The sequence below is a fragment of the Proteus sp. FZP2095 genome, assembly GCF_023701425.1.
GTDB lineage: Bacteria > Pseudomonadota > Gammaproteobacteria > Enterobacterales > Enterobacteriaceae > Proteus > Proteus cibarius.
The window spans coordinates 947,843-960,989 of sequence record NZ_JAMQBJ010000001.1; the positions used below are offsets into that span (position 1 = coordinate 947,843).

Below are 13,147 nucleotides of genomic sequence, written 5' to 3' on the forward strand. Positions count from 1 at the left end.
AGAACCAAATTAATAAGATTTCATCTCTTTAAGCAATATTGAAGTAATTAAATAATCTTCTTAATTCAATAAATGGAACTTACGATGAAAAAAAACATACTCTCATTATTTATTCTATCTACTACTCTTTTTTCAACTCAATCAAATGCTATTGAATATATAGAAAAAAATGTAGGAACAATAACAATAAATGGTTCTGTTACGCCAATTCCAAGATGTCAACTAGATGAAATACAACCCATTGAGTTACCGCCTGTTCAAGCAAATAATTTTGGTGATGATCATATTGCCAACACTCCAGCTCAACCCCTTTCGATTCAATTTACTAACTGTGCCGAAAACATTAATAGTATACAATTACAAATACCTCAACAAACTAAACGACTTTTAAAAAATTTAGCTGATAACGGTAGCAATGTTGATATTGCAATTTTTGATGCTGATAAAAACATTATTGAATTAAGTAATAAAAAACCTAAAGAATTTAAATCAAATGTAAATAAAGAAGATCACAGCGCACAATTCTTATTTGACGTTAACTATATGAAACCTAATGGTATAGATGCGACACCAGGTACGGTATCATCCACTTTAACTTTTGATGTTATATATAGTGATATTGCTGTAGATTAAATTCCATAAATCAACAAAGCTGGTATACCAGCTTTGTTTTAATATTTATACTTTCTACTTAAATTAGAAAAAGAATATGTTTAAAAAATTTAAATTTCTCACCTTATTTTTTATCTTTCCTACATATAGTCAATCATCAATAGAAATAAATAAAGATAAATTTATTTTTATTGAAAGCATCAATCAAGAAATCATTGAAATAAACAATAAAACAGATAATGATTATTTTATACAAAGCTGGATTACACATTATGATAAAGAAAATAGTAATGAGATTCCTTTTATGGTAACCCCACCTCTTTTTAAAATAGAAAAGGATGAAAACTTTTCTTTAAAAATATTTAAAATAGATAAAATAAAAGAAGAAGACAGAGAAGCATTATATAGAATAAACATTAAAAGAATACCAATCCTATTAAACTCCGACAGCAATAAAAATATGTTACATGTTTCTGTAAATTCCGTATACAACTTAATATATAGACCTGTGTCAATAGAAAAAGATGCAAAAGATGCTTATAAAAAAATTGAGTTTTTAAAAAATAAAAACAATGAATTTATTATAAACAATCCTACACCTTATTTTATTACTCTATCTTCAATTTCTTATGATGATATTTTAACAATTACTGAAAGTAAAACGCTCCCTCCCTTTAAAAAATATAATACAAAAAAAGAAATTTCGGGAAACGGGATCGTAAAATGGAAAATATTTAATCAATATGGTATAGAAACAGAGGCGGTAGATAAGGAAGTTATTAATGATTATTAATCATATGAAAATAAAAATAGCATTTTTTATTTTAATTTCTATTTATAATAAACATAGTATAGCTCAAGATAGCTCACTCTCTATTTATGCTCATTCATTTTCTAACATTGATAAAGAAACGATTAAAAAATTACTTGAAAACAAAAAACCTGAAGGTTTTTATCATTCTATAATTCATATCAACAATAGAAAAAAAACAACAAAACTTCTTTACTTTAAAAGTATAGAAAATAAGTTAACTCCTTGTCTCTCTGTTAATGATTTAATTTCTCTTGGTATTAATATTGATTTTTATTCAATAAAAAAAGAATATCAAGATATAATTCCTTTAAGTGAACATTCAATTAATTTTAAATACTCTTTTTCAAATCAAAAATTAAATTTAATTATTCCACAAAAAGCATTAATAAAAAAAGAAAATTATATTACTGATAAAAAAGATTGGGATAATGGGATCACTGCATTATTTAGTCAATATTCCTATTCAATTAAACATCATCAAAATAAAGCGCTAGATCAAAAATTGAATTTACAAACAGGCCTTAATTTTAATGCTTGGCGTATACGCAGTCAGAACAGCTTTTATTGGAATAAAAACCGTTATCAATCAAAGCTTTCATCAATATACACCTATCGTCAAATTAATTCTTTTTCTGCTCTTTTTTATGGAGGTAAATTTTCACCCACAACACGAATATTACCAACTGATAAAATAATTGGCTTTCAATTAATATCCAATAATTTAATTTCAAGTAATAACCTTTATGCTAACAAACCTATTATTGAAGGAATTGCTGATACTGAAGCTCAAGTAGTGATTAAACAAGGTGACAAAGTTATTTATGAAAGTACCGTTCCCCCAGGTCCTTTTATTATAAATTCATTACCTATTTTAGGAAGTGAGAAACTCAGTTTAGAAGTTAAAGAAGCAGATGGAAGAATAAAAATATCAACACATTATTTCACATCATTGCCTAATCAACTAAATAAAGGTAGTTATCAATATAATTTTATTTCTGGTACATTAGCCAATAATAGCCATAAAGAAAATTCTATTTTTCTTTTAAGTGAGTTTTCATATGGTATTAGTCAAAAGATCACCTCATATAGCGCAATAAAAAAACGATATGACCATATGAATTATCTATCTGGCCTATCTCTTGATTTAGGTATATTTGGTGGTTTAGCAACAGATCTAAGTTATGAAAATAGCAGAGATAAATTAAAGTATCAATTTCGTTATCAAAAAAGCATGTCAAAAACACAAACTTACTTTACTTCTGGAATATCTTTTTATCACTATTTAGATAATTTTCAAAAAAAAGACAACGTTAAAAGAAATTATTCTGTTTCTATATCACAAAACATTAATGACTTAGGTTATCTTTCTTTTCAGTATCACGAAAAAACATATGAAAATACATCTAAAAAATTTGAGTTAGGCACTTCTTTTTCATCTTCAATAAATAAAATAAATTATAACCTTAAATATGACTTTAAAAAAAACAAATCTATTTTTGATCACGCCTTCTCGCTCAATCTCCATATGCCATTAGGTAATAATAGTGATGACTATCATTGGTTTAATAATCAAACAAATTATCAAAATAAGAAAAAAAATTATATCAACACGACCAACATTGGGGGGGCTCTGCTTAATTATAATTTAGGATATTCAGTAAATTATCAACACGCTTATAATGGAAAAAGAAAATCCAACCATTTTTCTATAAATACCCGTTATCAAAACAACTATCAATCTTACACATTTAATGTAAACAAAATGGAAGATAGTTATAATTACAATGCTTCTATTAATGGAGGTATTGTCTTTCATTCTAGTGGTATTACTCTTACTCCTCGTTTAGGTAGAACATTTGCACTGATTAACACTCAAGGAATATCTGGAATTAAAACGTCATTTTCAACAAAAGCAAAAACAGATATTTTGGGAAACCTAATTTTAAATAACATAACGCCTTACCGAATAAATAATATTAAATTAAATGCAACGACATTACCTCAACAAGCAGAAGCCGAAATTTATAGCAAAAATATTATTCCCACATTAGGCGCAGTATCTAAAATAACTTTCCCAATAAAAATTGGTTATCGTGTTATTTTTAAATCAACAACCCCTCTTCCCTTTGCATCGACAGTCACTGCATTCGATAAAAACAGTAATATTATTTCTCATGGATTAGTATCGGAAAATAATATTATTTTTCTTTCTGGTATTACAGAGAATGGATTAGTAAAAGTGAAATGGGGAGAAGATAAGCAGTGTCAATTTAATTATGAAATTGATGATAATGAAAAGAATACCACACTAATAAAAAAAGAAATCAATTGTATTTAAACTAAGTTATCTCTATTAAGAAAAATATGAAAAAAAACATCTCTCTCATAATTACGTTACTACTTATCTCTTTTTCACTATCATCAGCACCTAGACGTGGTGATCATGAAATTCCTTTAAGTTGTGATATTGATTATATCTATGAAAACATTAGCGACAAGATTTCTATTAATGAAAATGATTTTTCATCACATGAAGCGGGAACATTAGCCGATATTGATAGCCACATCATTATTATTACTATAAATGACTGTTCTAAAAGCCATGGTGAAGTTCGTTTAAAAATTGAAAATTCAAGTATTGATAATAATACTGGTTATTTAAAAAACCAGATCACTGACGATAGTGCAAGTGCTAATATTGCATTTCAATTATTATACAATGAAGAACAAAGACCACTAGATCTTAATAAAGAGAATGAGTTTGTTGAGGATCTCATTAATGGAGAAGTTGAGTTTTATTTTTTTGCTAATTATGTAAAAAAAGATGATATACCTCCAAAACCCGGTTATATACAATCCGATATTCAGTTTACTATAAAAATAAATGATGATGTTGTTACATTTGACGATAGTTAATGATTGCAATTATAGAAAAGCACGATAACTATTTATAATAGATCGTGCTTTTAATGGAATAAAATACTTATTTAAGGCGTTACTATTTTTTTACCCATTTACCATTAATACCTTTAACAAACTCACCTTCATTCGCTCTTGCGACTAATTTTTCACCTGCAAGTCGAGCCACTGATTCTGGTGTTACTTGGTTAGTTTTAGCAACTTCAATATATTTTGCTTTTCTGGCTTGATTGATTTCATCAACAAGTTGTTGCGCTTGTTTGTTATTTGTCTGCACAAGTTCAATATAACCGCTGAATGTTTCCCCTACTAGCCCTTGTGATCTCGCTTCATCAAGTGTTAATGCGATAGCATTTGTACTGGTTAAAGCTATTATTAGCCCAAAACTTAAGAGATATTTTTTATAATTCATCATTTACCCTTTAAAAAATGGCGCTGTTATTTTTTAAGAGATCTTCAACTTGTCTGTCTATTTTTACATTAATCTCATGTTCAATTTTTACGTTCATATTAATATTTATAGGTTTATCTGGTGTCGCGACTTCTAGTCGAATACATCCTGTTAAGGCTGATATTCCCATTATCAAAGCGGTTAATATAAAAAAATTTTTTAAAAATAATGGCTTCACTCTGACTCACTCCCTAAATCTGATAAGCTTTTTTCTAACCATTCTTCCAATTGTGAACCAAATCGTAAACTTCGCCATAATTGAAAGACATTTTCTTCATGTCGATAATTTAGATTAACCTGACGGCGTTTATCTTCTAGAGGGTTCGTTCCTTGAATTTCAGCCTCTAATATTAACTCACCTAAATTACTTAAATTGACACGAGTCCAAGAACGACTGATCTCTAAATACCGCAACCACGCCATCGCAATACCTGCTGACATATTATTATCGTCGATGGAATCAACAAAATCTTTATCAAGTCTTAACGTTAGGTAAGATGAATTAGCCAGCCAACCATCTTTAATAATCCATTGATTATTGTTAATAAAGAATGGAAACTCACCACTCACTTTACCTGATGCTGCAAACTGAGTCACTTTTAATAGAGTAAACAAATGACTTAATTGGATATTATCAATAGAAATAATAGCTGCATCATGTTGTGGTATCGCTAATTTTGCTAAAGATATTGTTCCATCCAGCATTGCGACATTAACGTTAGATAAGACTAATGGTTTACTTTCAGTTGCGGGATAAAAACCTTGGAGATCTGCCGTAATATCGGTCATTTCAAAAAGATTGTTAACTCGTTTTATCCGTAATTGAACGGGTTGTTTAACCCCTAATTGCCATTCATCCCCATTTAAACGCCAAGGCAAGATAAAATCCAAACCTTCTAAAACACCATCTTTTAGCCACATTCCACCTTGTTTAACAACAAGATGCCCACCAGCAATTAATCCTTGTTCTGGTGCAATAGAAAAATCAGCTTGTGTATACAATTCACCTTTATCAAGGGTAATGCCCAAATCAGCAGGTATTAGTGATTGAAAAACATTAATTGGTTGTGAAGGCCAACGCATTTGCCCTCTTAGTCTAGCACCATCCCACCGTGTATTAATTGCAATTGGTCCTATATTGGGTTTAGCGCTTAACTCACCTTTTACATTAAAATTAAAAGGTGATTCACCACTGACCGTAGCAATAAAATCTGTCTTATCTAAAAAACCACCAGCAGGAAAATCAATACGCTGACTCGTTAATTTTAGCTTTCCATTAAATGTTGTCTTTTTATCATCTCTGAACCAACGAAATGGACTTAATAAAGATAATCGTGGCGCAGTCATTGTAGTATGTTGATATTTTAAAACATCAAAACCTGTGTTGAGTTTCTCAAAACTCACTAATTTATCAGCCCAATAACCTGTTCCTGCAATATCCCAATGCGCTTTTAACGGTAGTAAATTTCCATCTCCCCAATAACGCCATTGCCAAGTTCCATTATCAGGTAAGAAATCAATTGCTTTACCTTGAAAATGAATACGGTAATCTCCCCAAATACTGTCTTGGGCGACGACTATCGCGTTTAAACGCCCATTAAAGCCTTTTGATGAAAAGGTGGTTCCAGCTAAAGGTAAACGAGCATCTGTTACAGTAAGTGTTTCAGTAACTGGCCCTTTGAAACGAAATAAAGATCCGGATTGAAATTCAATAGTAGGATCTGTCAACATGCCAGTGACTTTAACGGGTAATTGCACACTGGCTTGCATTAATTCTTTATTAACAACACCGGTGATTTGAATAGGGATTTGTGCATCTAGCCAATTTACTGTTGTTTCGGGGATCGATATCACCAAATTTCCTTTCCCTGCTTTACCTTCCGTCATCACGTTTAATCGTGCAGTTAATCTTAAATCCGTTAATCCTTTTTGCCATTGAGCGATATTAATATTTACACCACCTCGTAAAGGTTGATCTAATCCAAACCATTCCCAACGACCTTGCTCAATGAGGATATTTTCAGGTGTGACTGTCCAAGGTAATAAAGTCAGTGCATGTCCGCCACCTTGTTCAGCAATTGAAATAGTGCCAGATTGTCCAACCCATTCAAGAATAAAAACCAACGGATGTTCATAGTGAGAAGTTAATAACGTCGCATCGATGGTACCTTTTTCAGGTAATGACGCGATATCTAGAGGAAGCGCTATTTCGGCAGCCAATTCGATATTGTTATCATCAGGTAAATTCACTTTAAGCTGTTTAATATCAAGCCACTGGTTATCTCTAATAAAAATACCAAATTGAGCATTTTCTCCTTGGTAAGTAATTAGTCGCCCATTATTTTGTGTTTTTAGTTGTAATGCACCTTGATAACGAGCATTTTCTTTTAAGAGTACATTATCGATACTGACGGATAAATAAGGTATTGAAGTTAATAGTGAATTTATCTCAAGTGGAACAGTTGCCGTTTCTTCTTGTTTACTTGCTGGCATCATTGAAAAACATTGTTCATCAATGGCGAGTTGCTGGCTATTAAATTGAAGTTTATCAATTTGCTCTTTTTGATAAGTAAAAACAAAGTTATTAAGACTAGCTAAAGTACAACTTTCTGCCTTTAATGCGATATTTTCAATTGAAACCCCTATGCGCTGTAACTTGGGTTGCGATAAAGAAAGTGTTACACCTTCAGGCAAGTAATAGTGAGCAACCACGGGTAACCAACGAGGAATAGACACCCATAAAGCAGTGCCAATTAGACCTGTGCCTAGTAGTATCGTCCCTGTCCATTTGATTGTTTTTCTTAACAACACATCATATTCCTTTTAAACAAATCTGAATCATCCACTTACCTTGCTAAATTGTTTATAATGATAGTATTAATTTCTTTCATATTGGGGCTGGATAATTCTTGTTTTCCAGCCTCTGAATAAAAATTTAATCGAGAGTAGAGAAGACTGGATGAAAATCGTTTCCTATAGTACTAAACATTATGATCGTAAGCACATGGAATGGGTCAATCAACATAATGGATATCATTATGATATTGAATATTTCGATTTTAATTTGACAGAGCAAACCGCAAAAAATGCCGTTGGCGCTGATGCTGTGTGCATTTTCGTCAATGACGATGCAAATCGTGCGGTTTTACAAGAGCTTGCTAGCCTTAATATACGCATCCTCGCATTACGCTGCGCAGGATTCAATAACGTCGATTTAGAAGCTGCAACTGAATTAGGAATAACGGTTGTTCGTGTGCCGGCTTATTCACCAGAGGCTATTGCAGAACATGCTGTTGGTATGATGCTGTCACTTAATCGTCGTATACACAGAGCTTATCAACGTACTCGTGATGCAAACTTCTCATTAGAAGGCTTAACTGGTTTTAATATGCATAATCGTACTGCCGGTATTATTGGTACAGGTAAAATAGGATTAGCAACATTGCGCATATTAAAAGGCTTTGGCATGAAGTTGCTTGCTTATGATCCTTATCCAAATCAAGCAGTACTTGATTTAGGTGCCGAATATGTCGATCTGGCAACACTCTATGCAAATTCTAATGTTATTTCGTTACATTGCCCATTAACCGCAGATAATCATCATCTATTAAATGAAACCGCTTTTGCACAAATGAAAGATGGAGTGATGATTATTAACACCAGTCGTGGTGCTTTAGTGGATTCTGCTGCTGCTATTAATGCATTAAAACAAGGTAAGATTGGTGCATTGGGAATGGACGTTTATGAAAATGAGCGTGACCTTTTCTTTGAAGATAAATCAAATGATGTTATTCAAGATGATATTTTCCGTCGTCTTTCTTCTTGTCATAACGTGTTATTTACAGGACACCAAGCTTTCTTAACGGAAGAAGCATTAATTAGTATTAGCGAAACAACACTGCACAATATTAAAGACGTTGCTTCAGGTAATGAATGCGTTAATCAGATCAAATCTTAATTTTAAGTATTAAGAAGATATGTAACAAAAAGCCCCCTTCTACATAAATTAGTAAAGGGGGCTTATTTTATTGATTAGCGATACGACACTTATTTTTGTTGAGTATCGATAACTTCTGCTGACTGCGTTGATTCAAAGCGTGAAAGTGTTTCTTTCTCTTCGTCTACTTTGAATTGTGAAACTAATTTAGCTAATTGATGAGCTTCATCATCCATATTCGCTGTGATAGCCGCTGATTCTTCAACCAATGCCGCATTTTGCTGAGTAACAGTATCCATTTCACTAACAGCTAATGCAATTTGATTAATCCCCATACTTTGTTCATTTGAAGCAAGGGCAATCTGTTGCATAAAATCATTCACCTGATTAATAGTTGTGACGATCTCTGACATTGAGCGTCCAGCTTGAGCAACTTGCTGAGAGCCAACATGCACTTTATTAACAGAATGTGTTATCAAATCATTGATCTCTTTCGCAGCTTCCGCACTACGACTCGCCAAACTACGCACTTCAGATGCCACAACGGTAAATCCTCTGCCTTGCTCACCTGCTCTTGCTGCTTCAACTGCCGCATTCAACGACAAAATATTCGTTTGATTGGCAATGCTGTTAATAATGTCATTGATATCTGCAATTTTCTTCGCGCTTTCAGAGATTGAGGACATGGTTTCTACCACGCTATCCATCACATTTTCGCCATTTTGAGCAGATGTCGTTGCTGTTAGTGCTAATTTGCTTGCTTCACGCGAGTTATCCGCATTTTTCTCAACTGTTGTTTTAATTTGCTCCATACTGGCAACAGTTTCTTGTAATGCGCTAGCTTGCTCTTCAGTTCGAGATGATAAATCTGTATTTCCTGTCGCGATTTCACTTGCACTAACACTGATAGTATTAACGGCATTTTTCACGGAAGAAATCATATGGCTTAATGAGTTTTTCATTTTATTCATTTCATTGAATAACTGACCAAACTCATTAGTACCGTGATTATCTACACGCATACTTAAATCGCCTTGACTCATCTTACTAAAGATATTAATTAATACTTTGATATTGCCAATAAAGGTATGAGAGAACCAACGTAATATAATGAAAAATAAAAGAATAACAATAACACCTGTCGTGATTGATACCAGCATTAAACGTTCTTGAGATGTTTTTGCAATATCGATATAGCTATTTTCGATACCATTAGCCACGGCGTAATATTGCATCGTGATATCATTGAGCTCATCCATTTTAATACTGGCGGAGTGTGTTGTTAGCTCACCTCTACGCAATCTCTCTAGTGCACCAGTAAAGATATCGAGCAACTCATCAAAACGCTTTGTCATATCATCAGCTAATTCTCGACCTTCTAAGGTGAGTTTCTCTGTGTCTGACCAACGGTGGATCTCTTCACGCGTTATTTCAATATATTCTGCGGTTTGGTGAAAGTATTTTGCTGAGGGTTTTTCATTCACCCGTAATTGTCCATCTAACCCATTAATATTTGCCCTGATCACGGCCATTTGATATCGCGCTTTGCCCATAAGTAACATTTGCTGGCTTAGGCTATTTGATGAAACGAAATTATTATAGGATCGAGTGGAAGCATCATAACTAAAATAAATAATGCTCATAATCAACGCAAATAAAATGGCCAGCATGACCTTAACGGTCTTTTCTATACTGATATTTTTAAACATGGTCATATTCCATCAAAATATACAGAATTTTTTATCTGTACATTTGTAAGATATCAGAATGCGCTCTTTCTCTGACAAAGAGCATATTCCCTGGTGTAAATAAAATAAGGCTAAAATTTATTCATTAGAATATAAAGGCACGTAGGTTCTGCCTTTGTTTATAATGTCGGTAATAATGAGGAAAAACTTTAGAGTGCAGTGAAAACCATTTTTCATTTATTAAATAAACGATTACTTCATCCATCTAGATACAAATTAACTATACAATATCCTGCAATGAGAATGATTTTACTCAGAAAAAGATAATTTATTAATTGTTTTTTAGTTTTTGAAGTTTTATTTGTGTTTTTTTACATTTATATTTAATAGGTATATTCACCTATTAACATTAATTTATTTAACTTCAAAGTTAGTTTATAGTGAGTTTTAAAAGTGATTTGTTTCCAATAAAAATAAAGCAGTTTCTAAAAACTGCTTTTATTGTTTACTTATTATGAGTAATTTAGCTTTATTAAGAAACTTAAATAATTTTTTTTATTAATAGTTTTTCAGTTAGTTCAATAAGTCTTATCACATTTAATGGTGTTTCTAATTTTTTAACTTCATCCAAAGAAAGCCATTGGAAAGATTTATTTGTTAATTGGCTATTTTTTAACGGCTTACAAAGGTAAATCATATCAATGTGATAATGAAATCCTTGTTTTTTATCGTGGATGGGTTCTTTTAAAATGGCGAGGGGTTTTACAAGTTCAATAACATCATTGTTATTTAGGTTAAGACTAAATTCAGGTTGATAACAAAGACACTCACACAGTAAACCTGTTTCTTCTTCTATTTCTCTTAATACTGCATCTTGTGGCTCTTCATTTTCTTCTATATGACCACCTGGTGGTAACCAACAGCCTATTTTAGAATGCAAATGGAGAAGGAATTTTCCCTGCCCATTGAATACAATGCCCGTTGCGGTGAAATGACTCTTAGGCACTTCTATTGTCATAATATTCTGAACCTTTGTTTTGTGTATTTTGATCCAATGTACATCAATCTATCATTATTTTTGTACTATTCATGTTTTTTCGCATTTATTGAGGATTGTTTTATTCCCATTAAAAAATCAGAAAATATCGTTTTAAACTCCTTACAGGCATTTTCAGGTAATATAGCTTCATTCTTTAAATTAATCGCGATATGCGTGACAAAACCATAAATTAAATTCACGACAATATCAGGAGAATAGGTACAAATTTCTTGTTTGTTATAGAGGGTATCTACACATTTTTTAATTCGAGGAATAAGAATTTGTGAATCAATTTCGTCCCATTCTTTCCAACCTAGAACGGAAATTATTTCTTGTAAGGGAATAAGCTTATCTTTATGTTGATAAATATGATCAACACAGAAACTAAAAATAGCCTCTAACTCTTGCCACTGATCATCATAGGTAGGAATTTGAACCAGTTTTTCGACGACCTTATCAACCTGAAAAAGGTAGCACTCTTTTAATAATGCTTTCTTATTACTAAAGTGGTGATAAAAAGCCCCTTTCGTTACTCTTGCGTGACGTGATATTTCATCAACGGAAACATCACAATAGTTCTGATTTATAAATAGTTCTTGTGCTGCTTCACGTAGTGCAGTGCGCGTTTGCTCTGAATTCTCTTGTTGCCGTGATTTTATTTTCATGATAAAACCCTTAAAACATACCATAAGTATGTAATAATATATGGGTATCAGTTTCATGTAAACTGAACAAAATATTTCAGGAAATTATCATGTCATCTCAGTACAATGGGCTTACCCCCTCAAATACCTTATCCACTTTTAATATAGAAATTATCAAAGAACTCCTTCTCTGGATTGAGGTGAATCTGGAAAAACCGTTGCTACTTGATGATGTTGCGATCCGTTCTGGTTATACCAAATGGCATTTACAACGCGTGTTTAAACAAGCAACGGGATTAACACTTGCTTCGTATATTCGAGGAAGACGTTTAACAAAAGCAGCAACCGAATTACGATTAACTAAATTGCCTATTCTGACAGTAGCATTACGTTATCAGTTCGATTCCCAGCAATCATTTACGCGTCGTTTTAAAGCAACCTTTGGTGTAACACCCACAGAATATCGTAAACTAGATAACCTTTGCGGTGATAACTTTCAGCCACCAATCAATTTTGATGTTGTTGATTTGCCTATTCCTAAAATTATGGAGTTACCTGAAAGTTATGTTTATGGGATGCAATATCAGTATTTTTGCTCTATTGAAGATATAGGTAAATTGCACGAAGATATTCGTCACCAATTTTGGAATGATTTTTTACTGTATACGGATAAAAACTTTACAGAAAGTACTGTACTTATCTCATACCAACCGAACACATTACGTAAAAATAAAATCCAGATTGATTATGAAATTGGGTTAAATAGCTTAGATCATTTTACAAAAACCAGCGGTTTTAGAAAACGCGTGATTGAGGCAGGACGTTATGTCAGATTCCAATTTAAGGGAACGCTAGAAGAATATAAACAATTTGCGATGAAAATTTATTTTTATACCCTTCCCGCATTAGGTTTATGTCGTCGCTTAGGTGCTGATATTGAAAAATATGTCAGTATAGAAACTGATGTTGATTTAATGGAATTGCCAAAAACCTTAGAGATTGATTATTTCGTTCCTATTCATTAATGATCCCCAATTAGCCTG

Annotated in this window: 12 protein-coding genes; 6 read left to right on the top strand and 6 right to left on the bottom strand. The window is 32.3% G+C overall.

The window, feature by feature from the left end; genetic code table 11:
- Window positions 1-84: 84 nt before the first annotated feature.
- The 4 genes from NBG71_RS04480 to NBG71_RS04495 all read left to right on the top strand — a co-directional run bounded on the left by NBG71_RS04480 (window position 85) and on the right by NBG71_RS04495 (window position 4,342).
- On the top strand, window positions 85-633 hold the full coding sequence (locus NBG71_RS04480; RefSeq protein ID WP_196563539.1) for a fimbrial protein: 549 nt from the start codon (window positions 85-87) through the stop codon (window positions 631-633).
- 76 nt (window positions 634-709) lie between these two features.
- The gene (locus NBG71_RS04485; protein WP_075671133.1) at window positions 710-1,405 is read left to right on the top strand and encodes a fimbrial biogenesis chaperone; all 696 of its coding nucleotides are present in this window, start codon (window positions 710-712) and stop codon (window positions 1,403-1,405) included.
- Window positions 1,395-3,764, top strand: coding sequence for a fimbria/pilus outer membrane usher protein (locus tag NBG71_RS04490; RefSeq protein WP_250916579.1), 2,370 nt, complete (start codon window positions 1,395-1,397; stop codon window positions 3,762-3,764). The genes NBG71_RS04485 and NBG71_RS04490 overlap by 11 nt, the downstream gene beginning before the upstream one ends.
- A gap of 26 nt (window positions 3,765-3,790) precedes the next feature.
- A complete protein-coding gene (locus NBG71_RS04495; RefSeq protein WP_099660368.1) occupies window positions 3,791-4,342 on the top strand; it encodes a fimbrial protein in 552 nt (183 codons plus the stop codon).
- Between the two features lie 82 nt (window positions 4,343-4,424).
- Here the strand turns inward: NBG71_RS04495 and NBG71_RS04500 are convergent, their stop codons facing one another.
- Genes NBG71_RS04500 through NBG71_RS04510 form a run of 3 tightly spaced genes read right to left on the bottom strand, consistent with a single transcriptional unit; the run spans window position 4,425 to window position 7,607 of the window.
- Window positions 4,425-4,757, bottom strand: a complete 333-nt coding sequence (locus NBG71_RS04500; protein WP_075671127.1) for a YdbL family probable chaperone protein — start codon at window positions 4,755-4,757, stop codon at window positions 4,425-4,427.
- 10 nt (window positions 4,758-4,767) lie between these two features.
- Window positions 4,768-4,974, bottom strand: a complete 207-nt coding sequence (locus NBG71_RS04505) for a YnbE family lipoprotein (RefSeq protein ID WP_371317006.1) — start codon at window positions 4,972-4,974, stop codon at window positions 4,768-4,770.
- Window positions 4,971-7,607, bottom strand: coding sequence for a YdbH family protein (locus tag NBG71_RS04510; protein ID WP_250916580.1), 2,637 nt, complete (start codon window positions 7,605-7,607; stop codon window positions 4,971-4,973). Before NBG71_RS04510 ends, NBG71_RS04505 begins: the two co-directional genes overlap by 4 nt.
- A gap of 148 nt (window positions 7,608-7,755) precedes the next feature.
- Between NBG71_RS04510 and NBG71_RS04515 the strand changes: the two genes are divergently transcribed.
- A complete protein-coding gene (locus NBG71_RS04515) occupies window positions 7,756-8,754 on the top strand; it encodes a 2-hydroxyacid dehydrogenase (protein WP_075671123.1) in 999 nt (332 codons plus the stop codon).
- Window positions 8,755-8,843: 89 nt separating this feature from the next.
- Here NBG71_RS04515 and NBG71_RS04520 read toward each other — a convergent pair whose 3' ends face one another.
- The 3 genes from NBG71_RS04520 to NBG71_RS04530 all read right to left on the bottom strand — a co-directional run bounded on the left by NBG71_RS04520 (window position 8,844) and on the right by NBG71_RS04530 (window position 12,125).
- On the bottom strand, window positions 8,844-10,442 hold the full coding sequence (locus tag NBG71_RS04520; protein WP_075671121.1) for a methyl-accepting chemotaxis protein: 1,599 nt from the start codon (window positions 10,440-10,442) through the stop codon (window positions 8,844-8,846).
- Between the two features lie 520 nt (window positions 10,443-10,962).
- Window positions 10,963-11,439, bottom strand: coding sequence for an NUDIX hydrolase (locus tag NBG71_RS04525; RefSeq protein ID WP_075671119.1), 477 nt, complete (start codon window positions 11,437-11,439; stop codon window positions 10,963-10,965).
- 65 nt (window positions 11,440-11,504) lie between these two features.
- Window positions 11,505-12,125 carry a TetR family transcriptional regulator gene (locus tag NBG71_RS04530; protein WP_075671117.1) on the bottom strand — a complete coding sequence of 207 codons (621 nt, stop codon included), beginning with the start codon at window positions 12,123-12,125 and terminating at the stop codon, window positions 11,505-11,507.
- A gap of 89 nt (window positions 12,126-12,214) precedes the next feature.
- Here NBG71_RS04530 and NBG71_RS18785 point away from each other — a divergent pair, with 89 nt between their 5' ends.
- Window positions 12,215-13,129, top strand: coding sequence for a helix-turn-helix domain-containing protein (locus NBG71_RS18785; protein ID WP_075671115.1), 915 nt, complete (start codon window positions 12,215-12,217; stop codon window positions 13,127-13,129).
- The last annotated feature ends 18 nt before the right edge of the window (window positions 13,130-13,147 follow it).

Bases quoted from the DNA above. Each gene is read 5' to 3' on its own strand.
- NBG71_RS04480 (WP_196563539.1), top strand. From the start codon at position 85: ATGAAAAAAAACATACTCTCATTATTTATTCTATCTACTACTCTTTTT.
- NBG71_RS04485 (WP_075671133.1), top strand. From the start codon at position 710: ATGTTTAAAAAATTTAAATTTCTCACCTTATTTTTTATCTTTCCTACA.
- NBG71_RS04490 (WP_250916579.1), top strand. From the start codon at position 1,395: ATGATTATTAATCATATGAAAATAAAAATAGCATTTTTTATTTTAATT.
- NBG71_RS04495 (WP_099660368.1), top strand. From the start codon at position 3,791: ATGAAAAAAAACATCTCTCTCATAATTACGTTACTACTTATCTCTTTT.
- NBG71_RS04500 (WP_075671127.1), bottom strand. From the start codon at position 4,757: ATGAATTATAAAAAATATCTCTTAAGTTTTGGGCTAATAATAGCTTTA.
- NBG71_RS04515 (WP_075671123.1), top strand. From the start codon at position 7,756: ATGAAAATCGTTTCCTATAGTACTAAACATTATGATCGTAAGCACATG.
- NBG71_RS04520 (WP_075671121.1), bottom strand. From the start codon at position 10,442: ATGTTTAAAAATATCAGTATAGAAAAGACCGTTAAGGTCATGCTGGCC.
- NBG71_RS04525 (WP_075671119.1), bottom strand. From the start codon at position 11,439: ATGACAATAGAAGTGCCTAAGAGTCATTTCACCGCAACGGGCATTGTA.
- NBG71_RS04530 (WP_075671117.1), bottom strand. From the start codon at position 12,125: ATGAAAATAAAATCACGGCAACAAGAGAATTCAGAGCAAACGCGCACT.
- NBG71_RS18785 (WP_075671115.1), top strand. From the start codon at position 12,215: ATGTCATCTCAGTACAATGGGCTTACCCCCTCAAATACCTTATCCACT.